Genomic DNA, 21,309 nt, shown 5'->3' on the forward strand with positions numbered 1-21,309 from the left:
GAATGGCAGCGCGGCCCAAGCTTCGCCAGTCCAGAATTTGTACTGGCCTCGGCTCGCCTCAAGGACTAAATTGGCGCCATGATCGACTACGGCCAGTTTTGTACTGTGGCGCGCGGCGCCGAGGTGCTGTGCGAGCGCTGGACGCCGCTGGTCGTGCGCGAACTGCTGTGCGGCAGCACGCGCTTCAACGACATCCGGCGCGGCGTGCCGCGCATGTCGGGCTCGCTATTGGCACAGCGCCTGCGCAAGCTCGAGGAAGTAGGCGTCATCAAGCGAGTTCAGGGCGACGGCAGCACGGCCGAATACCACCTGACCGCAGCGGGCGAGGAGCTGCGTCCGATCGTGATGGCGCTGGGCCATTGGGGTGCGCGCTGGATCGGCAGCCGGCTCAAGCGCGACCAGCTGGACGCCGGCTTCCTGATGTGGGACGTTCGCCGCTTCGTGCGGATCGACGAGTGCCCGCGCGCACGCTGCATCGTGATCCACTTCCGCTTTACCGACGCAGCCGAGGGCGAACGGCGCTGGTGGCTGGTCGTCGACCGCGGCAGCGCCGACCTCTGCCGCGACAACCCCGGCGACGAACCGACGCTGATTGTCGAATCGACCGTACGGACGCTGACCGAGATCTGGACCGGCGACCTCGATGCCGAGGCTGCGTTGCGCGAGCGGCGCTTGCGCGTCATTGGCAGCGAATCCGATACGCGCGACCTGTGGCGCTGGCTGGGACGCAGCGTTTTTGCCGACACCCGGGACGCGGCGCGGCTCTGAGGCTTGCCGCGCCGCAGCCGGAAGAAACCGTCAGAGGCCCAGCCGCTTGATGGCTCCGCGCGCCGCAGCCGCGCCGCTGGCCATGGATGCCGTCAGCAGGTAACCGCCGGTCGGCGCCTCCCAGTCGAGCATTTCTCCCGCAACGAACACGCCGGGCAATGCGCTCGCCATAAGCCCTTCGTCGAGCGCATCGAAGCGCACTCCGCCCGCGGTGCTGATGGCTTCGTCGATGGGGCGTGCTGCGACCAGGCGCAGCGGCACGGCCTTGATGGTTGCTGCCAGTTGCGCAGGGTCTTGCATGGCCTCGCGGCTCAGCACTTCGTGCAGAACACCGGCCTTGATGCCTTCCAGGCCGAGCCGGCTCTTGAGGTGGCTGCTGAGCGAACGGGCGCCGCGCGGATGCGTGACGGCGGCCAGCACCTGCTCGGCGCTGCGGTCTGGCAGCAGATCGAGCAGCAGCGTGGCACTGCCGTGTGCGGCGATCTCGTCGCGCAGCAATGCCGATGCTGCGTAGATCAGGCTGCCCTCGATGCCGGTGGCAGTTGCAACGAACTCGCCTTTGCGTGCAAAGCGCCGGCCCTGGCTGTCGGTGAACGAAATGGCGACCGACTTGAAGGGCTGGCCTGCGAACCGGCTGGAGAAATGTTCGCTCCACCCTGCTCCATCGAAGCCGCAGTTGGCGGGCAGCAGCGATGCGACGTCGACGCCGCGCGCCTGGAGCCACGGCGCCCATGCGCCGTCGGAGCCCAGCCGCGCCCAACCGGCACCACCGAGCGCGAGCACCACCGCATCGGCCTTCACGGTGGCTTCGCCGGCCGGGGTGGCAAACCGCAGCGACGCCGCAGCGATCGGCGCATCGCCTTCGCCAAGCCAGCGATGGCGCATATGAAACTGCACGCCCGCCGCACGCAGCCGATGCAGCCACGCGCGCAGAAGCGGCGCGGCTTTCATGTCGGTCGGAAACACGCGGCCCGATGTGCCCACGAAGGTCTCGATGCCCAGGCCAGCCGCCCATTCGCGTACTTGATCCGGACCAAATTGCGTGAGCATGGGTTCGAGCTGCGTGCGGCGGTCGCCGAAGCGGCTCATGAAGATGTCGAAGGGCTCGGAGTGCGTGAGGTTCAGCCCGCCGCGGCCGGCCAGCAGGAACTTGCGGCCGACCGAGGGCATGGCGTCGTACACGTGCACCTGCACGCCGGACGCGCTCAAGACTTCAGCCGCCATGAGGCCGGCAGGTCCGCCGCCGATCACGGCGACGGTATGGGAAAGAGTCATTCGAGATTTACCAGTTCGCCCTGCCCGGTCAGGAACGCGGCGCGCACCGTGGCACCGGGGTAGGCATGTTGCATGGCGGCGCGGTAGCGCTGCATCTGTGCGATGAGTGCCTCGTCGCGCTCAGGGCGGGCGGCAGATTTGTAGTCGAGGATCCACCAGGCGCCGGTGATGCGCTCGCGCACCAGCCGATCGATGCGCAACGTTTCGCCTTCGTGCACCAGGGTGACTTCATTGCCGTGCCAGTCGATCATGCGCTCATTCCACGCCCATGCCCCGGCGCCGCCGCGAATGCGCTCGGCGAGCGCCGCGGCGCCGCGTGCCTGCTGCGCGTCGAGCAAGAACTCGCGCGCGGCGGCGCGCACGTGCGCAGCCGGCAACGGCTCGCCGGGCTCGGCCCATTCGAGCAGACGGTGCATCGCCTGGCCGAACGCGGCAGCGCGCGCATCGACCGTGGCGTCAGCCGCTTTCTTGATAGCCACGGGTTCCTTGACCGCTGGCGCGAGCACCGGCATCTGCTTCATGGGAAAGCTGCCTGTGCCGGAAGCCACCGGCAACACGATCAGCGGCTCGTCGGCTTCGGCGGGTTCGCACATCGATTCGAGCCGCGTCCACCAGCTGCCCTCGTTGGCGCGGGCCGGCTGCACCGACGACAGCACAAGGCGCTCACGCGCCCGGGTGGTCGCCACATAAAGACCGTTGAGCTCCTCACGGTGGCGTGCGCGCTGTTCTTCTTCGAGCAATGTGGTGGCGCAGCCCGGCGGCGTTTTCTCGCTTGCCAGGAACACGAAGCGAGTGGGCGCGCTGTCGCTGCCCTTCCATTCGACCAGCACACCCATGGTCTGGGCGCGCGGCGGCGGCGCGTCGCAGTCGAGCATGAGCACGGTGTCGGCCTCGAGGCCCTTGGCGCCGTGCACGGTAAGAAGCTGCACCGCATCTGGCACCGCGACGGACGGTGCCCTGACGCCCCCGGCACGCAATGCGCGCACCAGCGCGTAAGGCGTGGCGTAGCGAGCGCCTTCGATCTCGAGCGATGCCGCCAGCAGCCCGCGCAGATTGGCCAAGGCACTCTGTCGCATGGCCGAGGGCATGGCGGCGCCGAACCTGGCGAGCACATCGCCATCGTGAAATATCGCATCGAGCGCATCGTGCGGTGGCAACGCAGCAAGCCAGCGCCGCCACTGCTTGAGCTTGGCGCCCGCCTCGACCAGTTCCGGCGGTAGGCCTTCGCCCTTTTGAGTCAACGCGAACCAGCTCGACGAAGGTTGCTCGCGCTGGCGCAGCGCCAACTGCACCAGCGCGTCGTCGCCGATGCCGAACAGCGGCGACTTGAGCGCGCGTGCCAGGGAGAGGTCGTGCGCAGGCGACACCAGCGCATCGATGAGCGCGACCACGTCCTGCACTTCCGGCGCATCGTGCAGTTCGTTCTTCTCGGGCTGCTGCACGGGAATGTGGCGCTCGCGTAGCGCGTCTTGCATGGCGGACAGGCGGTTGCGCCGACGCGCCAGCACCATGATCTGCCGCGGCGGCGTACCGTCGGCAATGCGTTGCGCCACCCAGCGCGCGGCCTGCTCGCATTCCTTTTGCAGCAACTGCTCTTCAGGCAAAACGCGCGGCGTAACGAGGCTGTCGCGCCAATGCAGCATGCCATCGTCGGCAGGTGCTGCTGCGGCCGTGCTGACCGCATCGCGGTCGATGGGCGGGAGCTTGAGCAGTTCGCCCTCGTCGCTCCGCTCGGTGGTGTGTGCACGGTAGCCGTCGAATTCTCCCGCCTCTTGCGCGGCCAGCATCGCCTGGTTGACAAGACCGACCACCGCACGCGCGTTGCGGTGGGTGTGGTCGCAGTTGAGCAGTTCGCCGCCCAAGCCTTCGCGCACGAACTTCTTGGCAGCGATGAACACCTGCGGCTCGGCACGGCGAAAGCGGTAGATGCTCTGCTTCGGGTCGCCCACAATGAAGACGCGCGGTGCCTTGCCGCCCGCGCCGGTGTAGGCGCTGAGCCACCCGTAGAGCGCCTGCCACTGCAGCGGGTTGGTGTCCTGGAACTCGTCGATCAGCAGATGGGCAATACGCGCATCGAGCCGCTCCTGCACCCAGCCCGACAGCGCCGACTGGCCGAGCAGCAATTGCGCGGCCTGCTCGACGTCGTTCATGTCGACCCATCCGTGCGCGCGCTTCACTTCGGCAAAGGAGGAGACGAGGATGCGCGTGAGGCGCGTCATGCGCTGCTGGTAGAGCCACGCCGCGTGCTGGGCCTGCGCCATGCACAGGGTCTGGAGCTCGGCTTCGGCTTCTTGCGCGGCGGGGTATTTCTGCAGGTTCTTGGTGAGCCGGTCTTCCGTCACGACGAAGAAGTTCTTGCGCAGGTGCGGCAGGGCGGCGGCGCGCGATTCCCGCGGCGGCTCGCCGGTGCCGAACACGTCGATGATCGCCTCGGCGGCTTTCTGCGGTGTCTTGTTGGCCTCGCGGCCGAGCGCGGCGGCGCGATCGAGCCAGCGGCGCCTGACAAGGTCTCCGCTCAAGGCATCGGTCGGCTCGTCCAAGCCTTCGAGCGAAGGATGCATGGCGCTGAAGTGCTGCACCGCCGACGCGGGATCGGACAGCGCAAACTCGACGCGCCGGGTGAGCGCTTCGCCCAGCGCCTTGGCGGTCTGCGAGCGGCCGTAGGTGGCCACGATGGCGTAGTAGTCGGCCAGCGCCTCCTTGTCGGCCGTCACCGCCTCGAAGAAGGGGCGCCAGGTGCGCGCGCGCGCCTCGGCATCGTCCTCGAGCAATTCGTAGTTCGCTGGCAGGCCGAGTTCGCGCAATACCGCCAGCGGCGCGTTGCGCAACAGCCCTGCAAACCAGGCGTGGAAGGTACGAAACTGCACCGGCCGGCCGCCTTCGAGCAAGCGTCTGTAGAGGCCTTTCAGGCGCGGCACGGCGGCAAGCGCGGCCGCGGGATCGACACCGCGCATCACCAGTTCGCGCACCAGTTCTTCGGGGCTGCGCTCGGCGAACTGCTCCAGCCATTGGTCGAGCCGCTCGCGCATCTCGCCGGCGGCCTTCTTGGTGAAGGTGATCGCCAGGATTTCATGCGGCTCGCAGGCGGATTCGCCCTCTTCGAGCAGCGCGCGCAAGATGCGGGACACCAGCATCCAGGTCTTGCCTGCGCCGGCGCAGGCTTCGACCGCAACGGAGCGGCGCGGATCGCAGGCGACGGTGTAGAAGGCCTCGCGCGTGACGTGCCGGCCGTTGTGCTCGTAGGCGGCGCCGTTCATTGGGCAGGCCCTCCAGCCACAGCGTCAGTCGAAGGCGGAGGTTGTTCGATTTCCCAGAAGTCTTTTCTGCAAAGCCCCCGTGCGGCGCAGTAGTCGCAGATGGCGCCCTCCCCTAGCGGCGGAAGCGCCGCACCCTCGGCGATGCGCGTGAAATCGTCGAGGATGCCCGCGACCAGCGCATCGCGCGCCTCCACCACCACGGGCTGCTCGACGGTCTGCGTGCCGGACGACTTCTCGCCGACATTCACGTAGGCGGCGCGCAGCGTGTCGTCGGCCACCAGCGCGGCGTAGAAGGCAAGCTGCGTGTCCTCGGTCGGGTCTTTCACACGCTCCTTGGTGACCGCGGCCGATTCAGTCTTGTAGTCGATCACGAACGCTTGGCCGTCGGGCATGCGGTCGATGCGGTCCAGCCGACCGACCAGTTGCAGGTTGCCCAGCGGCTGCTCCATCCACGGTTCCGATTCGGCGAAGACCGCGCCGCTTGCCTCATGGCCGGCAAGCCACTGCAGGTAACCGTCGCGCACCGCCGGCCAAGCCGCGGCGAACGGCAGGAACTCGGCGTCGGACAGCGCGAACTCGTGCGTGGCGCGCTCGGCCGCGGCGGTGATGTACGCCACGCGTTCCGCCGTGTCGTCGGTGGGGGTTTCCTTCAGCGTCTCATGAAAGTGGCCCAGCACGGCATGCAGCCAATTGCCGAAGTCGCGCTTGTCGACCTCGGCATCGAGTTCGTCGGCACTGCGAAGGCCCAACTGCCGCAGCGCGAAGAAGCGGTAGGGGCAGCGGCGCAGATCCTCGTAGACGGTGGTCGAAATGTTCCGCAGCGGCAAAAGCGCTCCAGAGGGCGTCGGGTACAAGGTCGGCTGCAGCGCGACCTCGCGCGACGTGCGTGGGTCGGCCGCCATTTGCAACGCATGGTCGAGCTGCAGCGACTGCACCAGCAGGCTCGGCCGCACGGGTTCACCGCTGGCATCGGATTGGCGCCACAGCAGTTCGCAGCAAGGGTTGCACAAGGCTGCGGCCCAGGCCGAACGTTGCGCGGCCTCGAGCGTTTCGCGCGCGGGCAGGCCGAGCTCTGCGCGCTGGGCGGCGCTCCAGTTGCCGGGCGGCTCGGGCGAGGCAGGCAGGCGCCGGTCGTCGCAGCCGGGAATGACCACGGCGCCGAACGCGCGGCCCAGCAGTTGATGCAGCGGCAGCACCACCACTTGCGGCGCTTCGCCGCCAGCCGGCGGCACAAAGCTGGCGTCTTCGAGCACGTCGCGCACCCAGGCGGTGAATTCGGCCAGCGTGTGGCGTCCGCCGGGAAATTCGTCGTCATTGCCGTGCGCGCCGGCATCGAGCCACAGGGCACCGATCACCTTGCCACCCGCCATGTCGGCGGCGAGCGGCTCCCACTGCCCGCCGGCTTCGAGCAGCTCGCGCAAGGCGCGAAGCCAGTCCGCGAGCGGCCTGGAACGGGCCAAGGCCATGCGGCGGCCTTCCACGGCTTCGGTGAAAGGCAGCAATGCGATGTCTTGCGGCTTTTCGCTGCGCGCGGCCTGCCCGCACCAGGCCGACCACTCGCGCACGCCTTCGCGCCGCAGCCGCGCCTCGAGCGCCTGAACGGCGAGCGCGTCGCCATCGGCGCTGCTCTTGAGCCATTCGAGCACCTGGTCGCTGCCGGCGTCGTGCGCGCAGGCGCGCAGCGCGCTCATCACGGTGGCGGCGGCGCGCGTGGTGGAAAGCTTCCAGCCGGTTTCGTCGTGCGCCGTGATGCCGTGCGCCTGGAGCTGCGCGCCAATGCGCCGCGTGAGCGCACGATCTGTGGTGATGAGCGCAACCGGCGCGCGGCCCTCAGCCAAGTGCCGCAGCACGCAGGCGGCGGCCAGTTCCGCCTCGTCCTCCGGGTCGTCGGCGACATGCGCGTTCGCCGCGGCAGCTGGCGGGCTGGTGGGCACCAGCGAGAGATGAATCGCGCGATCGCCCCACAAATTGCACAGCGTCTGCGTGAGCGGATCGGTCTGGAAGCCTTCGAGCACGATGAGCGCATCGACCTGCTTACGCACGTTCTCGCGCAGCAGCACATCGGTGGCATGGCCCGAGTTGGCAGCCCAGGCCACCGCAACGCGGATCAGCGCGCTTTCGATGCGGAACCACTCCGATTCGCTGCCCGCTTCGGCCACGTGGGCCGCCTTCTGCGCCCATTCGCTGCCGCGCTCTTGCGGCAACGCCGCGGCCGCCAGCGGAGCCAACTGGTAGGCCAGCTCGACCACCCGCCCGGCCAGCGCAAAGCGTTCGGCGGCAAAGCCGGCCTGGGACAGCAGCGCCTGGGCCGTGACCAGGTCGCGCGCCATGTCGAATGCAATGTCGTAGCCCGTGGGCAAGAAACCGCCCGAGCTGCGCGCCCAGTTGCGCGTGGTCTCGAACCGCGGCACGAAGCCCGCGCTGCCGCAGCGCCCCCACATGCCGCGCGCGACTCCCATGAGCTGCGCATAGGGCACCAGCACCACGGTGCGCGCCGGGTGCAGCTGGCGCTGCGCGATGGCGGCGGCAATGCGGGCGACCACGCCGTCGGCGGGGTCGCACCACAGGGCCTGGACGGGGTGGCCTTCGTTCATGTTCTATCGAGGGGTTGGGGGGGTGGAGGCGCGACGCGCAAGGGGATTTTGCTATCGGCCCCATAGCGTTCCCGCACGGCACCCCACCCCTTGGTTTCTGTCACAATGACCAGCACTTTAGCTGCACCGAAACTCTCCGCGCACAAGGACACATCACATGGCCAGCGACCTGATCAAACACATCTCCGATTCTTCCTTCGAAGCCGACGTGCTCAAGTCCAGCCAGCCCGTGCTGGTCGACTACTGGGCCGAATGGTGCGGCCCCTGCAAGATGATCGCACCCATCCTGGATGAAGTGTCGACCGCCTACGAAGGCAAGCTGCAGATCGCCAAGCTCAACGTGGACGAAAACCGCGACATCCCGGCCAAGTTCGGCATCCGCGGCATCCCCACGCTCATGCTGTTCAAGGACGGCCAGCTGGCCGCCACCAAGGTCGGCGCCATGAGCAAGGCGCAACTCACGGCCTTCATCGACCAGCAGCTCGCCTGAGACATTTCAACCGGCCAGCGCGCAATGCGTTGGCCGGACGATTTTTCCTGTCATAATCTCCCACAGATCACCGGCCCTTTCAGGCAACCGGTTCGAGTTCCCCGGTTAGTGAAGCAGTTCTCGCTTCACATTCAACCTCCCCCCGTTTTCCGATCGATTACCCCGCGAGGGGTCATTCCATGCACTTAAACGAACTCAAGGCACTCCACGTGTCTGAAGTCCTCAAGCAGGCTGAAGCGCTTGAGATCGAAAACGTCGGCCGCATGCGCAAGCAAGAGCTGATGTTCGCGATCATCAAGAAGCGCGCCAAGGCCGGCGAGCAGGTCTTCGCCGACGGCGTGCTCGAAATCCTGCCCGACGGCTTCGGCTTTCTGCGCAGCCCGGACACCAGCTTCACGGCCAGCACCGACGACATCTACATCTCGCCGAGCCAGGTGCGCCGCTTCAACCTGCACACCGGCGACATGATCGAAGGCGAAGTGCGCACGCCCAAGGACGGCGAGCGCTACTTCGCGCTGACCAAGCTCGACAAGGTCAACGACGGTCCGCCCGAGCAGAACAAGCACAAGGTGATGTTCGAGAACCTGACGCCGCTGTTCCCCAAGGAGCAGATGAAGCTCGAGCGCGACGGCATCAAGAGCGACGAGAACATCACGGGCCGGATCATCGACATCATCGCCCCCATCGGCAAAGGCCAGCGCGCCCTGCTGGTGGCACCGCCCAAGAGCGGCAAGACGGTGATGATGCAGCACATCGCCCACGCCATCAGCGCCAACTACCCCGAAGTGCACATGATGGTGCTGCTGGTGGACGAGCGGCCTGAAGAAGTGACCGAAATGCAGCGCACCGTGAAGGGCGAGGTCATTGCCTCGACCTTCGACGAACCCGCAGCGCGCCACGTGCACGTGGCCGAAATGGTGATCGAGCGCGCCAAGCGCCTGGTCGAGCTCAAGAAGGACGTGGTGATCTTGCTCGACTCGATCACCCGCCTTGCCCGCGCCTACAACAACGTCGTGCCCTCGTCGGGCAAGGTGCTGACCGGCGGTGTCGACTCCAACGCGCTGCAGCGCCCCAAGCGCTTCCTGGGCGCGGCGCGCAACGTGGAAGAAGGCGGCTCGCTCACCATCATCGGCACCGCGCTGATCGACACCGGCAGCCGCATGGACGAAGTGATCTTCGAAGAGTTCAAGGGCACCGGCAACTCTGAAATCCACCTGGACCGCCGCCTGTACGAAAAGCGCGTGTTCCCGTCGATCCAGCTCAATCGCAGCGGCACGCGCCGCGAAGAACTGCTGCTGGCTCCCGAGATCCTGCAGAAGACCCGCATCCTGCGCCAGCTCATGTACAACATGGACGAGATCGAGTCGATGGAGCTGATGCTCAAGAACATGAAGGCGACGAAAACGAATGTCGAATTTTTCGACATGATGCGTCGCGGCGGCTGAGCACCACGCTCTGCTGCAAAAGCGCGCTGGCCCTCGCGGTCAGCGCGCTTTTTTCATGGGCGTTCGACGATGCGGATCGCCCTCCCCTCGGCCGCGCTCTGCTGGCCGATATCGAGCAGTTCCATCAGCGCGACGGCCTGATCCGGAGGCACCGGATTCGGACCATTGCCAAGGATCGCATCGCGCACCGCAGCGTAGTAGTCGACATAGTTGCCGGCCCGCGTGGGCCAGATGCGGCGCTGCGGCTCGCCGCCGTCGCTGCCGGGCACCACGAGTTCGCCGTCTTGCGGGTCTGCGCCCCACCCCGCCATGGGCGGCCGCTGTCCGGCACGCAGCGCGTCTTCCTGCGGGTCGACGCCATGCTTGATGTAGCTGCCGCGCGTGCCGTGGACGATGTAGCGCGGCGCCGCATGGGCCGCGAGCGTCGTCGCATGGAGCACCACGCGCAGCGGGGCATGCGGGCCGCTTTCGTAGCGCAGCACGGCATGAAAGTAGTCTTCGACCTGCGCGCCGTCGCGCAGCGCCGCGGTGTCGAGCTGCAGCGAGTCGGGCTTTCCGAACAGCTGGACGGCCTGGTCGACCAAGTGCGCGCCCAAGTCGACCCACAGGCCAGCGCCGGGCACCTTCTGCTCGCGCCAGCGGTCCCGAACCTCGGGGCGAAAGCGGTCGAAATGCGATTCCAGGTACACCGGGCGGCCGAGTTCGCCGCTGGCCAGCACGTCCTTGAGCGTGAGGTAGTCGGCGTCGAAGCGCCGGTTCTGGTAAACCGCCAGCACGCGGTTGTTGCGCCGAGCCAACAGTTCCAGATCCCGCGCTTCGGCCACGTCGAGCGTGAAAGGCTTGTCCACCACCACGTGCTTGCCGGCTTCCAGCGCCGCCTTGGCAACCGGATAATGCAGCGCGTTGGGGGTGGCGACCACCACCAGGTCGATGTCCGGGCGGGCCACGAGCGCCTCCACATCGGGCACCACGGCTGCATTCGGCCAGTCGGCATTGACTTTTTGCGGCTGCGAGCTGGCCACGGCCGCCAACTCGAGCCCCGGCACGGCCGAAAGCACGGGCGCATGGAAGGTCTGGCCGGCAAAGCCGTAGCCGACGAGGCCGGCGCGCAAGGTTCTGGAGGTCATCTACGGAGGCCTTTCGCTCGAAACGGCCAGTATGCGATAATCGGCGGCTCCGCGAAAAGTGCGGCTGGGCGTTTTGCCCGGCGCTTCCCCAAGGAACAGCTTGCCTCCTGCCGGCACGCTTGTGGCTCTCGCATCGACCCCAAAGGAAACACCATGGCAAAAGAAGGCATTCACCCGAATTACCGCGAAGTTCTGTTCGTCGACATGTCGAACGGCTTCAAGTTCGTGACCCGTTCGTGCGCGAACACCAAGGAAATGGGCAAGACCGACGACGGCCGCGAACTGCCGCTGTTCAAGCTGGACACCACGAGCGAATCGCACCCGTTCTACACCGGCACGCAAAAGTCGGTCGACAACATGGGTGGTCGCGTCGAGAAGTTCCGCAACCGCTTCGGCAAGACGACCGGCGCTGCTTCCAAGTAAAGCACGCGCTTTCGCACTGAGGGCAGCCCGGTTTACCGCGCTGCCCTTTTTCTTTCCCAAAACCGCCGTTCGCTCATCTTTGTGAATCAACCCACTCCTGCGATCGTTGCCCAGAGCGCCGTGCGCCGGTTGCCGCGCATCGCGTTGCTGTTGCTATGCGCCGCCTACCTCCTGCCGGGCCTCGTGGGACGCGGCCCCTGGAAGAGCGCAGACATCACGTCGTTCGGCTACATGGCCGAACTGGCGCGCACCACCGAAGGCATTGCGCGCTGGTTCGATCCCATGCTGCTGGGCCTGCGGCCTGAAACGCCGGCGCTCATTCCGTACTGGATCGGCGCCTGGGCCATCAAGATCGCGCCCTCGTGGCTGCACCCCGACCTGGCCGTGCGCATCGTCTTTGCGCTGATGCTCTGGGGCACGTTCACTGCTACTTGGTACGCGGTTTACTACCTCGCCCGCACCTCGAGGGCCCAGCCGGTGGCTTTTGCCTTCGGCGGAGAAGCACGCCCCACCGACTACGCACGCGCCATCGCCGACGGCGGCTTGCTGGCGCTCATCGCCTGCCTGGGCCTGGCCCAGCTCGGCCACGAAACCACGCCGGCGCTGGCGCAGCTGTACTTCGCTTCGCATCTCTTCTACGGCGTGGCTGCGCTGCCGTATCGCCGAGTCGGCCCCGTCATCGCGCTGATCGTCGGCACGGTCGGAATGACGCTGAGCGGCGGCCCGACGGTCGGGCTCGCGCTGGCAATCGGTAGTGCGCTCTTCATGGCCTACGAGCGGCGCACCGCCCGCAAGGCCGACGCCACGACGGACGAAGGTCCCGTCTACACCCGGGGCGCGCTCGCGACGATGATCGCAGTCGCGCTCGTGGCCGCGGCGCTGGCCGTGGGCCTCGGGTTGCTCGAATGGAAAATCCAGCTGCCGGGCAGGCACCCGAGCAGCACCTCCGTGCTGGGCGACGTGCGCAGCCAGGCCAAGCTGCTGGTGTGGTTCACCTGGCCGGTGTGGCCCCTCGCCATCTGGACGCTCTGGCGCTGGCGCCGGCAGCTCACCGCACGCCACGTGGCCCTGCCCTTCTGGTTTGCGCTGGTGCCGCTGGCCGCCACCTGGACCACCGACTATTCCGACCGTTCGCTGCTGCTGGCGCTACCCGCATTCGCCACGCTGGCGGCCTTCGCGCTGCCGACCTTCCGGCGCAGCGTGGCGGCGCTGATCGACTGGTTCAACGTGCTGTTCTTCAGCGGCCTGGCCGTGCTGGGCTGGGTCTACTGGATTGCCATGCAGACCGGCGTGCCGCCCAAGCCGGCCGCCAGCGTGGCACGCCTGGTGCCAGGCTTCGTGCCGGAGTTCTCGGCTGTTCCGTTCGTCCTGGCGCTGGCCGCAACCATCGCCTGGTGCTGGGTGGTGCGCTGGCGCACCGGGCGGCACCAGGCCGCGCTCTGGAAAACGCTGGTGCTCCCTGCCGGCGGCACCGCGCTGTGCTGGATGCTGCTGATGACGCTCTGGCTGCCTTCCATCGACTACGCGCGCAGCTACGTTCCGCAAGTGCGCGCGGTGGCCGAACGCGTCGGGCAGCCGAGCTGCGTTGCCGAACTGGCGCTCAGCCGTGCGCACATTGCGGCCCTGCAGCACCATGGCCGCTTCAACCTGCAGCCGCTGCTGCTCGGCACCAATTGCCCGTGGCTGCTGGTCAGCCCCGAAACCATCGAGCGGCTGCACACCATCATTCCCCTGGAGCAATGGCGTTTCAGCGGCACGCTGCGCCGGCCCAGCAGCGCGACCGACGACCTGCTGCTCTATCAAAAGATCGCACCGTAGCAAGTGACTGGCGAAAGAGGTCTGATCGCGCGGCATGCCGGCACGGTGCTGGTCGGCCAGCTGGCCGTGATGGCATTCGGCGTGACCGACACCATCGTGGCCGGGCGCTATGCCGAAAGCGCCCTCGCCGCGCTGTCGGTGGGCGCGGCCGTCTTCATCAGCGTTTTCGTCTCGCTGATGGGCGTGCTGCAGGCGCTGCTGCCGGTGTGGGCCGAACTGCACGGCGCCGACCGCAGGAGCGAAGTCGGCCGCTCGGTGCGGCAGTCGCTTTACCTGAGCGCCATCACGATCGCGGTCGGCATGGTGGTGCTGCTTTTCCCCGGCGCCGTGTTGCGCTGGACCCAGGTGCCTCCCGACATGCGTGCCGGCGTGGAGGCCTATCTGGCGGTGCTGGCCTTTGCGCTGCCGCCTGCCCTGCTCTTCCGCTTGTTCAGCACGCTGAACCAGAGCCTCGGCAAGCCGCAGGTAGTGACCTGGCTGCAGCTCGGCTCGCTGTTCGTGAAGCTGCCGCTGTCGATCTGGTTCACCTTCGGCGGCGCGGGCCTGCCGGCCATGGGCCTGGTGGGCTGCGCCTGGGCCACGCTGTGCGTGAACTGGGCGATGCTGGCCTGTGCGGCATGGCTTCTGCGCAGCAGTTCCTTCTACAAGGACTACCGGCTCTGGGAACGCATCGAGGCACCCGACTGGCGGCAGATCCGCCAGTTTGCAAGCCTTGGCATTCCCGGCGGGCTGGCCGTGCTGGTGGAAGTGACCTCGTTCACCTTGATGGCGCTTTTCATCGCCCGCCTCGGCACGGCCGCGGCAGCAGCACACCAGATTGCCTCCAACCTGCTGGCGGTGGCCTACATGGTGCCCCTTTCATTGGCCATTGCCACCAGCGCGCGCGTGAGCTTCTGGCTCGGCGCCGGCCATGCGGCCAGGGCGCGCCGCGCCTGCCGCATGGGCTTTGAACTCACCGCCCTGTGCGCGCTGTTCTTCGCGGGGGCCATGGTGGCCCTGCGCTTCAAGCTGGCCCACGTGTATTCCGACAACCCGGCCGTGGTGGCAATTGCCGCGGGGTTGCTGCTGGTGGTGGCGGTCTATCATTTTGCCGATGCGCTGCAGACGCTGTGCGTCTTCGTGCTGCGCTGCTACCGCGTCACGCTGGTGCCGCTCGTCATTTATTGCACGCTGCTGTGGGGTCTGGGCCTTGGCGGCAGCTATCTGCTGGCCTACCGCGGCTTGGGGCCCTGGCCCGCGATGCAGTCGCCGCTGGCGTTCTGGCTCATGGGCTCGGGCGCGCTCGCGGTCACTGCCGTGCTGTTCGGCGCCCTGCTGCGGTGGACGATGCAGCGTTCACTTCGCTAGCAGCCGCGCTTCCCGCACCCGGTTCGCCGGAAAAACCAGCGCAAAGCGGGAGCCCTTGCCCACCGTGCTCTCGATGCGCAGTTCAGCTCCGTGCCGCTGTGCAATGTGCTTGACGATGGCAAGGCCCAGCCCGGTGCCGCCAGTCTCGCGCGAGCGGCTGCGGTCGATGCGGTAGAAGCGCTCCGTCAGGCGGGGAATGTGCTCGGCGGCAATACCGGGGCCGGTGTCGCGCACTGCGTATTCACCGCGCCCATCGGGCAGCCGCCGCCAGGTCACCGCCACCTCGCCGCCGCCGGGCGTGTAGCGAATGGCGTTGGTCAGCAGGTTCGACATGGCGCTTTGCAGCTCGGTCGGCGCACCTGAGATTTCAGACTCGGCCTCGATGGTGAAGGAAAGCCGATGCCCCTGCGGCACCAGCCGGCCCGACAATCCGCGCCCTTCGTCCTCGCACTGAGCAAGCAGCGCGCGAATCCGGATCCACTGGTTGCCCGAAGGCGGCGCGCTGCCTTCGAGGCGCGAGAGCGTCAGCAGGTCGTTCACCAGCGTTTCCATGCGGTGCGACTGCTGGCTCATCAGCGAAAGGTACCGCGTGCGCTCCTCCGCATCGAGCGGAAGGTTCTGCAGCGTTTCGACAAAGCCGGCCAGCACCGTGAGCGGCGTGCGGATTTCGTGCGAGACATTGGCGACAAAGTCGCGCCGCATGGCTTCCGCCTGCTCCACCGCGGTGATGTCGCGCGTGAGCAGCATGCGGCGGTTGCCGGCATAGGGGTGCACCTGCACCGAAAGCCGTACCGGATGGCTGCGCTGCTGCGCCTGGCCGTGGCCGGAGGCATCGATGACGACATCGCGGCTGTAGTTCCACGAGGCCAGGTAGGCCACGAAGGCCGGGTCGCGCACCAGGTTTGCAAGGTGCTGCAAAAGGTCGCGCTCGGCATTGATGCCGAACTGGGCGGCCGCCGTCTGGTTGCACCATTCGATGCGGCCCTGCTCGTCGAGCAGGATCACGCCGTTGGGGGACGCCTGGATGGCCGCCAGAAACTCCTGAAGGCGCTCTTCTGCCTGCCGGGTCTGCTGCTCGCGGTCGCGCAGCAGCTTGCGGATGCGTTCGGCAAGCTCGCCCCACACGCCCGCGCCGCGCGTGGGCAGGCCCGATGCGTTGTTGCGCAGCACCCTCAGCAGCCGCTCGGCCCGCCAGGCGTCCATCGCCAGCCAGAGCACCGCGCCCAACCAGGCGCCCAGCCATCCGAACTTCCAGCCGAAAATGCCTGCAGCGCCCAAGCCAAAGACGATGGACGCTATAAGAAAAGTAGCAATACGGAAAGGCATGGCGCGCGATTATCCGCGCCCGCGGCCGATGAACACCGCGCTCTTCAAACCGTGACTTGGGCAGTCAGGCGATAGCCGGCACCGCGCACGGTTTCGACCATGGGCGCCGCGGCACCCAGCGATTCACGCAGGCGCTTGACGTGCACGTCGACCGTGCGTTCCTCGATGTAGACGTGGTCGCCCCAGACCTTGTCGAGCAGTTGCGCACGGCTGTGCACGCGCTCGGCGTGCTGCATCAGGTAGGCCAGCAGCTTGAACTCGGTCGGCCCCACCTTGAGCGCATTGCCCTGCCAGGTGACGCGATGCGTGGCGGTGTCGAGCGCGAGCTCGCCGATTTCGACGCGCTCGGTGACCACCTCGGGTGCGCGGCGGCGCAGCACGGCGCGGATGCGCGCGAGCATTTCCTGGGTCGAGAACGGCTTGGTGATGTAGTCGTCGGCGCCCGCGTCCAGCCCGGCCACCTTGTCGGGCTCGTCGCCGCGTGCGGTCAGCATCAGGATCGGGATTGCCTTGGTGCGTGCGTCCTTGCGCCACTGGCGGGCAAGCTGCAGGCCGCTTTGGCCCGGCAGCATCCAGTCGAGCAGGATCAGGTCCGGCAGGAAAGCGTCGATCTCGCGCTGGGCTGCGGCACCGTCTTCCGACCAGATCGGCTCGAAGCCGTTGTGGCGCAGGTTGACGGCGATCAGCTCGGCGATCGACGACTCGTCTTCGACGATCAGGACTCGGGGTTTCTTCATGCTTTCTGGGGAGTCTGGCGCTCGTCGTTACTGCAGCGCCGATTCGATTTCCTGCATCGAAGTGTGCCGCACATCGGCGCCCTTGACGATGTAGATGATGAACTCGGCGATGTTCTTGGCGTGGTCTCCGATGCGTTCGATGGCCTTGGCCAGGAACAGCAGGTCGAGGCTGGCCGAGATCGTGCGCGGGTCTTCCATCATGTAGGTGACCAGCTTGCGCACGAAGCCGTCGAACTCCTTGTCGATCAGGTCGTCGTCCTTCAGGATCGACAGCGCGGCGGCCGTGTCCAGGCGCGCGAACGCGTCGAGCGCGGTACGCAGCAGGCCCGAAGCCAGGTCGGCGGCAATGCGCAGTTCGTTCGAGGGCAGCGCACGGGCCGAGCCGCTCTCGATGATCGACTTGACCATGCGGGCGATCTTGTTGGCCTCGTCGCCCACGCGCTCCAAGTTGGCGGTGGTCTTGGAGATGGCGATCAGAAGGCGCAGGTCGCGCGCGGTCGGCTGGCGACGCGCGATGATCGACGACAGCTCGCGGTCGATCTCGATCTCCATCGCGTTCACGCGGTGCTCGGTTTCCATCACGCGGTCGGCCGCCTCGGGGTCGAACTGCAGCAGCGCATACACCGCCTGGTGGATTTGCGCCTCGACCATGCCGCCGAGCTCCATCACGCGCGACGAAACGCCGTTGAGTTCGCTGTCGAACTGGCTGGAGAGATGTTTTTCAGTCATGTGTGCCTCCTTGGCATCAGCCGAAACGGCCGGTAATGTAATCCTCGGTCTCCTTGCGCTGCGGCTTGAAGAACATCTGCTCCGTCGCGCCGAACTCGATCAGGTCGCCCAGGTACATGTACGCGGTGTAGTCGCTGCAGCGTGCGGCCTGCTGCATGTTGTGCGTCACGATGACCACGGTGTACTCGTTTTTCAGCTCGGCAATCAACTCCTCGATCTTCGCGGTCGAAATCGGGTCGAGCGCGGAGCACGGTTCGTCGAGCAGCAGCACTTCAGGCTTGATGGCAATGCCGCGTGCAATGCACAGGCGCTGCTGCTGGCCGCCCGAAAGGCCCGAGCCGCTTTGCTGCAGCTTGTCGCGTACCTCGGTCCAGAGGGCGGCCTTCTTCAGGGCCCACTCGACACGGTCGTCCATTTCGCTGGCGCTCAGGTTCTCGAACAGCTTCACGCCGAAGGCGATGTTGTCATAGATCGACATCGGGAACGGCGTGGGCTTCTGGAACACCATGCCGACCTTCGCGCGGATCAGCGCGACGTCCTGCTTGGACGTGAGCAGGTTCTCGCCGTCCAGCGCAATGGTGCCTTCGGCGCGCTGCTCCGGGTAGAGCTCGAACATGCGGTTGAAGGTGCGCAGCAGGGTCGACTTGCCGCAGCCCGACGGGCCGATGAAGGCCGTGACCTTGTTCTCGGGGATCTCGAGGTTGATGCCCTTGAGCGCGTGGAACTTGCCGTAGTAGAAGTTCAGGTCCTTGACCGAGATCTTCGAGCGCGACGGTTGTGCGACGGTGTTTGGCATGGTTGCTACTTCTTCTTGAATCAGAGTTTGTTGCGCGTAAGAACGCGCGCCAGGATGTTGAGGGCAAGCACGGCCACGGTGATCAGGAACACGCCGGCCCAGGCCAGCTGTTGCCAGTTTTCGTACGGGCTCATCGCAAACTTGAAGATCGTCACCGGCAGGCTGGCCATCGGCTGGCTGATGTCGGCGGTCCAGAACTGATTGTTCAGCGCGGTAAAGAGCAGCGGCGCGGTTTCGCCGGCAATGCGCGCCACGGCCAGCAGCACACCCGTGACCACACCGGCACGCGCGGCGCGCAGCGTGATGCTCAGGATGACTTTCCACTTCGGCGTGCCCAGTGCATAGGCCGCCTCGCGAAGGCCCGGCGGCACCAGCTGCAGCATGTTCTCGGTGGTGCGAATGACCACCGGAATCACGATCAGCGCCAGCGAAAGCGCACCCGCAAGGCCCGAGAAGGTCTTGAAGTACGCCACCACCACGGCATACACGAACAGGCCGATCACGATCGACGGCGCCGACAGCAGGATGTCGTTGACGAAGCGCGTGACCGACGAGAGCCAGCCCTTGGGGTTGTACTCGGCCAGGTAGATGCCGGCCATGATGCCGATCGGCGTGCCCACGAAGGTGGCCAGCGCCACCATCACGAACGAGCCGAAGATCGCGTTCGCGATACCACCCGCCTCGTTCGGCGGCGGCGTCATTTCGGTGAACGTGGCAAGCGCCAGGCCGCCAAGGCCCAGTCGCAGCGTTTCCCACAGGATCCAGATGAGCCAGAACACGCCGAACATCATCGCGGCGAGCGACAGCGTGAGCGCGATCTGGTTGACCCGCTTGCGCGAGGCGAACTTGGCCTGGCGGGTTTCTGCGAGCGCCTTGGCGCTCAGCAGGTTTTGTGCAGTGCTCGTGTTCATGACTTGGTCCCTTCGCTCTTCTTCATCTGGGCCAGCAGCACCTTGGAGAGCGTCAGCACCACGAAGGTAATAAAGAACAGCACCAGGCCGAGGTACATCAGCGCGGCCTGGTGAAGGCCTGCGCCGGCTTCGGCGAACTCGTTGGCAAGCGCCGAGGTAATGCTGTTCGCAGCCTCGAACACCGACAGCGAATTGAGCTGGTTCATGTTGCCGATCACGAAGGTGACCGCCATCGTTTCGCCCAGCGCCCGGCCAAGGCCGAGCATGATGCCGCCGATGACGCCGGCCTTGGTGTAGGGCAGCACAACCTTCGAGACCACTTCCCAGGTCGTGGAGCCGAGGCCGTAGGCCGACTCCTTGAGCAGAGGCGGCGTCACTTCGAACACGTCGCGCATCACCGAGGCAATGAACGGAATGATCATGATCGCGAGGATGATGCCGGCCGACAGAATGCCGATGCCCACCGGCGGGCCCGACACCAGGGCGCCGAGGTACGGCACGCCGGCAAGCAGCTTCTGCAGCGGCTGCTGCACCCAGGTGGAAAGAATCGGGCCGAACACGAGCAGGCCCCACATGCCGTACACGATGGACGGCACCGCGGCGAGCAGCTCGATGGCCGTGCCCAGCGGGCGCTTCAGCCAGCTGGGCGAAAGTTCTGTCAAAAACAGCGCAATGCCGAAGCTCACCGGCACCGCAATCACCAGCGCGATGATCGAGGTGGCCAGCGTGCCGTAGATCATGACCAGGCCGCCGTACTCGTTCTGCACGGGGTCCCACACGCTGCTGGTGAGAAAGCCCAGGCCGTACTTCGAAATGGCGGGCCATGCGCCGGCAATCAGCGACAGCAGGATGCCGATCAGCATCGCGAGCGTGAGCAGCGCGGCGCCCTTGGCGGCCCAGCCGAACAGGCGGTCGGCCATCGGGCCGGAGCGCGGTGCCTTGGCGGGTGGTGGAGCAGTGGCGCGGCCGCGCTCGGCAGCGAGGTCGAGCGCGGATGCGGAAGCAGGAAAAGTGGATGACACGGGTCGCTCCGGCAAAGACGAATGCGGCGCATCCTGGAGCGGTGTGCTGCTCATGGATGCGCCGTTCTGGGCTGGTGGGTGGGTTGCTTACTTGAACGCGACCGGCTTGCCCGATGCGTCCTTCACCTCGCCCCATGCCTTGGCAATCGTGGCCTTCACCGTATCGGGCATCGGCACGTAGTCGAGCTCGTCGGCGGTCTTGTCGCCGTTCTTGTAGGCCCAGTCGAAGAACTTCAGCACCGTGGTGGCGTTGGCGGGCTTGTCCTGCGCCTTGTGCATCAGGATGAAGGTCGCGCCGGTGATCGGCCATGCGCCCTTGTCGGCCTGGTTGGTCAGCACCTGGTAGAAGCTCTTGTTCCAGTCGGCGGCGGCGGCAGCAGCCTTGAATGCGGTGTCTTCAGGCGAGACGAAGTTGCCGGCCGCGTTCTGCAGCTGGGCGTAGGTCATCTTGTTCTGCTTGACATAGGCGTATTCGACATAGCCGATCGAGTTGGGCAGGCGGTTCACGAAAGCGGCGACGCCTTCATTGCCCTTGCCGCCCGCGCCGGTGGGCCAGTTCACGGCCGTGCCTTCGCCGACCTTGCTCTTCCACTCGGCATTGACCTTGCTCAGGTAGTTGGTGAACAGAAAGCTGGTGCCCGAGCCGTCGGCGCGGCGAACGGGTGCAATGGCGGCGTCCGGCAGGGCCAGCGAGCCATTCAGTGCCTTGATGGCGGGGTCGTTCCACTTGGTGATCTTGCCCAGGTAGATGTCGCCCAGGACCTGGCCGTTGAGCTTCAGCTCGCCCGGCTTGATGCCGGGGATGTTGACCACGGGAATCACGCCGCCGATGACGGTGGGGAACTGCATCAGGCCCTTGGCCTGGAGTTCCTCGTCCTTCAGGGGAGCGTCGGAAGCGCCGAAATCGACGGTCTTGGCTTCGATCTGCTTGAGGCCGGCACCCGAGCCGACCGACTGGTAGTTGATCTTGACGCCGGTGCTCTTGTTGAAGTCGGAGGCCCACTTGGCATACAGCGGTGCCGGGAAGCTGGCGCCGGCGCCGGTTACGTCCTGTGCAAAAGCGGGAACATGGGCGAAAGCTGCGGCCACGAGGCCGGCAGCTGCAAACTTGAAGGTCGTTTTCATAAGGCTTCCTTTTTTAGAAGTAAGAAGTAGTCCCTTTCGGGCTTGGGACGGACTCTAGAAAGCTTGTGTGACATCAATGTGACACCCCGCCATAGAGGGAAAAGCCACCTTTGCGGCGA

General features: G+C 66.5%; 17 protein-coding genes. 6 read left to right on the forward strand and 11 right to left on the reverse strand.

Going from position 1 to position 21,309, the window contains the following annotated elements:
* The first annotated feature begins 78 nt into the window (after positions 1 to 78).
* On the forward strand, positions 79 to 768 hold the full coding sequence (locus tag EJI00_RS05790) for a helix-turn-helix domain-containing protein (protein WP_221885026.1): 690 nt from the start codon (positions 79 to 81) through the stop codon (positions 766 to 768).
* Positions 769 to 798: 30 nt separating this feature from the next.
* Here the strand turns inward: EJI00_RS05790 and EJI00_RS05795 are convergent, their stop codons facing one another.
* The 3 genes from EJI00_RS05795 to EJI00_RS05805 are packed head-to-tail and all read right to left on the reverse strand — an operon-like array spanning position 799 to position 7,894.
* Positions 799 to 2,043: a TIGR03862 family flavoprotein gene (locus EJI00_RS05795; RefSeq protein ID WP_126746511.1), complete on the reverse strand. Its 1,245-nt coding sequence runs from the start codon at positions 2,041 to 2,043 to the stop codon at positions 799 to 801.
* Positions 2,040 to 5,300 (reverse strand): UvrD-helicase domain-containing protein, encoded by a 3,261-nt coding sequence (locus EJI00_RS05800; protein ID WP_126746512.1) that lies wholly within the window; start codon positions 5,298 to 5,300, stop codon positions 2,040 to 2,042. Before EJI00_RS05800 ends, EJI00_RS05795 begins: the two co-directional genes overlap by 4 nt.
* Entirely contained in the window at positions 5,297 to 7,894 is a 2,598-nt protein-coding gene (locus EJI00_RS05805; protein ID WP_126746513.1) for a PD-(D/E)XK nuclease family protein, read from the reverse strand. The genes EJI00_RS05800 and EJI00_RS05805 overlap by 4 nt, the downstream gene beginning before the upstream one ends.
* A 157-nt stretch (positions 7,895 to 8,051) precedes the next feature.
* On the opposite strand from EJI00_RS05805, the gene trxA reads away from it, so the two are divergent.
* Complete coding sequence (gene trxA / locus EJI00_RS05810; RefSeq protein WP_012747433.1) at positions 8,052 to 8,384, forward strand: thioredoxin TrxA; 333 nt, start codon at positions 8,052 to 8,054, stop codon at positions 8,382 to 8,384.
* A 179-nt stretch (positions 8,385 to 8,563) separates the two neighbouring features.
* Entirely contained in the window at positions 8,564 to 9,829 is a 1,266-nt protein-coding gene (gene rho, locus EJI00_RS05815) for a transcription termination factor Rho (RefSeq protein WP_012747432.1), read from the forward strand.
* A gap of 53 nt (positions 9,830 to 9,882) precedes the next feature.
* On the opposite strand, the gene EJI00_RS05820 is transcribed toward rho, so the two are convergent.
* The gene (locus EJI00_RS05820) at positions 9,883 to 10,956 is read right to left on the reverse strand and encodes an oxidoreductase (protein WP_126746514.1); all 1,074 of its coding nucleotides are present in this window, start codon (positions 10,954 to 10,956) and stop codon (positions 9,883 to 9,885) included.
* 153 nt (positions 10,957 to 11,109) lie between these two features.
* Between EJI00_RS05820 and EJI00_RS05825 the strand changes: the two genes are divergently transcribed.
* The 3 genes from EJI00_RS05825 to EJI00_RS05835 all read left to right on the forward strand — a co-directional run bounded on the left by EJI00_RS05825 (position 11,110) and on the right by EJI00_RS05835 (position 14,544).
* Entirely contained in the window at positions 11,110 to 11,379 is a 270-nt protein-coding gene (locus EJI00_RS05825) for a type B 50S ribosomal protein L31 (RefSeq protein WP_019653042.1), read from the forward strand.
* Between the two features lie 81 nt (positions 11,380 to 11,460).
* The gene (locus tag EJI00_RS05830; protein ID WP_126746515.1) at positions 11,461 to 13,197 is read left to right on the forward strand and encodes a hypothetical protein; all 1,737 of its coding nucleotides are present in this window, start codon (positions 11,461 to 11,463) and stop codon (positions 13,195 to 13,197) included.
* A 3-nt stretch (positions 13,198 to 13,200) separates the two neighbouring features.
* Complete coding sequence (locus EJI00_RS05835; RefSeq protein ID WP_126746516.1) at positions 13,201 to 14,544, forward strand: MATE family efflux transporter; 1,344 nt, start codon at positions 13,201 to 13,203, stop codon at positions 14,542 to 14,544.
* Here the strand turns inward: EJI00_RS05835 and phoR are convergent.
* Genes phoR through pstS form a run of 7 tightly spaced genes read right to left on the reverse strand, consistent with a single transcriptional unit; the run spans position 14,533 to position 21,190 of the window.
* Complete coding sequence (gene phoR, locus EJI00_RS05840; RefSeq protein WP_126746517.1) at positions 14,533 to 15,870, reverse strand: phosphate regulon sensor histidine kinase PhoR; 1,338 nt, start codon at positions 15,868 to 15,870, stop codon at positions 14,533 to 14,535. The genes EJI00_RS05835 and phoR overlap by 12 nt on opposite strands.
* Positions 15,871 to 15,914: 44 nt before the next feature.
* Positions 15,915 to 16,607, reverse strand: a complete 693-nt coding sequence (gene phoB / locus EJI00_RS05845) for a phosphate regulon transcriptional regulator PhoB (protein WP_126746518.1) — start codon at positions 16,605 to 16,607, stop codon at positions 15,915 to 15,917.
* Between the two features lie 27 nt (positions 16,608 to 16,634).
* Positions 16,635 to 17,336 carry a phosphate signaling complex protein PhoU gene (phoU, locus tag EJI00_RS05850; RefSeq protein WP_126746519.1) on the reverse strand — a complete coding sequence of 234 codons (702 nt, stop codon included), beginning with the start codon at positions 17,334 to 17,336 and terminating at the stop codon, positions 16,635 to 16,637.
* 16 nt (positions 17,337 to 17,352) lie between these two features.
* Positions 17,353 to 18,132, reverse strand: coding sequence for a phosphate ABC transporter ATP-binding protein PstB (pstB, locus tag EJI00_RS05855; protein WP_021007056.1), 780 nt, complete (start codon positions 18,130 to 18,132; stop codon positions 17,353 to 17,355).
* A gap of 20 nt (positions 18,133 to 18,152) precedes the next feature.
* Positions 18,153 to 19,043, reverse strand: coding sequence for a phosphate ABC transporter permease PstA (gene pstA / locus EJI00_RS05860; RefSeq protein ID WP_126746520.1), 891 nt, complete (start codon positions 19,041 to 19,043; stop codon positions 18,153 to 18,155).
* Positions 19,040 to 20,119: a phosphate ABC transporter permease subunit PstC gene (gene pstC, locus EJI00_RS05865; RefSeq protein WP_126746521.1), complete on the reverse strand. Its 1,080-nt coding sequence runs from the start codon at positions 20,117 to 20,119 to the stop codon at positions 19,040 to 19,042. The genes pstA and pstC overlap by 4 nt, the downstream gene beginning before the upstream one ends.
* Before the next feature lie 33 nt (positions 20,120 to 20,152).
* On the reverse strand, positions 20,153 to 21,190 hold the full coding sequence (gene pstS / locus EJI00_RS05870) for a phosphate ABC transporter substrate-binding protein PstS (protein WP_126746522.1): 1,038 nt from the start codon (positions 21,188 to 21,190) through the stop codon (positions 20,153 to 20,155).
* Between the last annotated feature and the right edge of the window lie 119 nt (positions 21,191 to 21,309).

Source organism: Variovorax sp. DXTD-1, from assembly GCF_003984625.1.
Lineage (GTDB): Bacteria > Pseudomonadota > Gammaproteobacteria > Burkholderiales > Burkholderiaceae_C > Variovorax.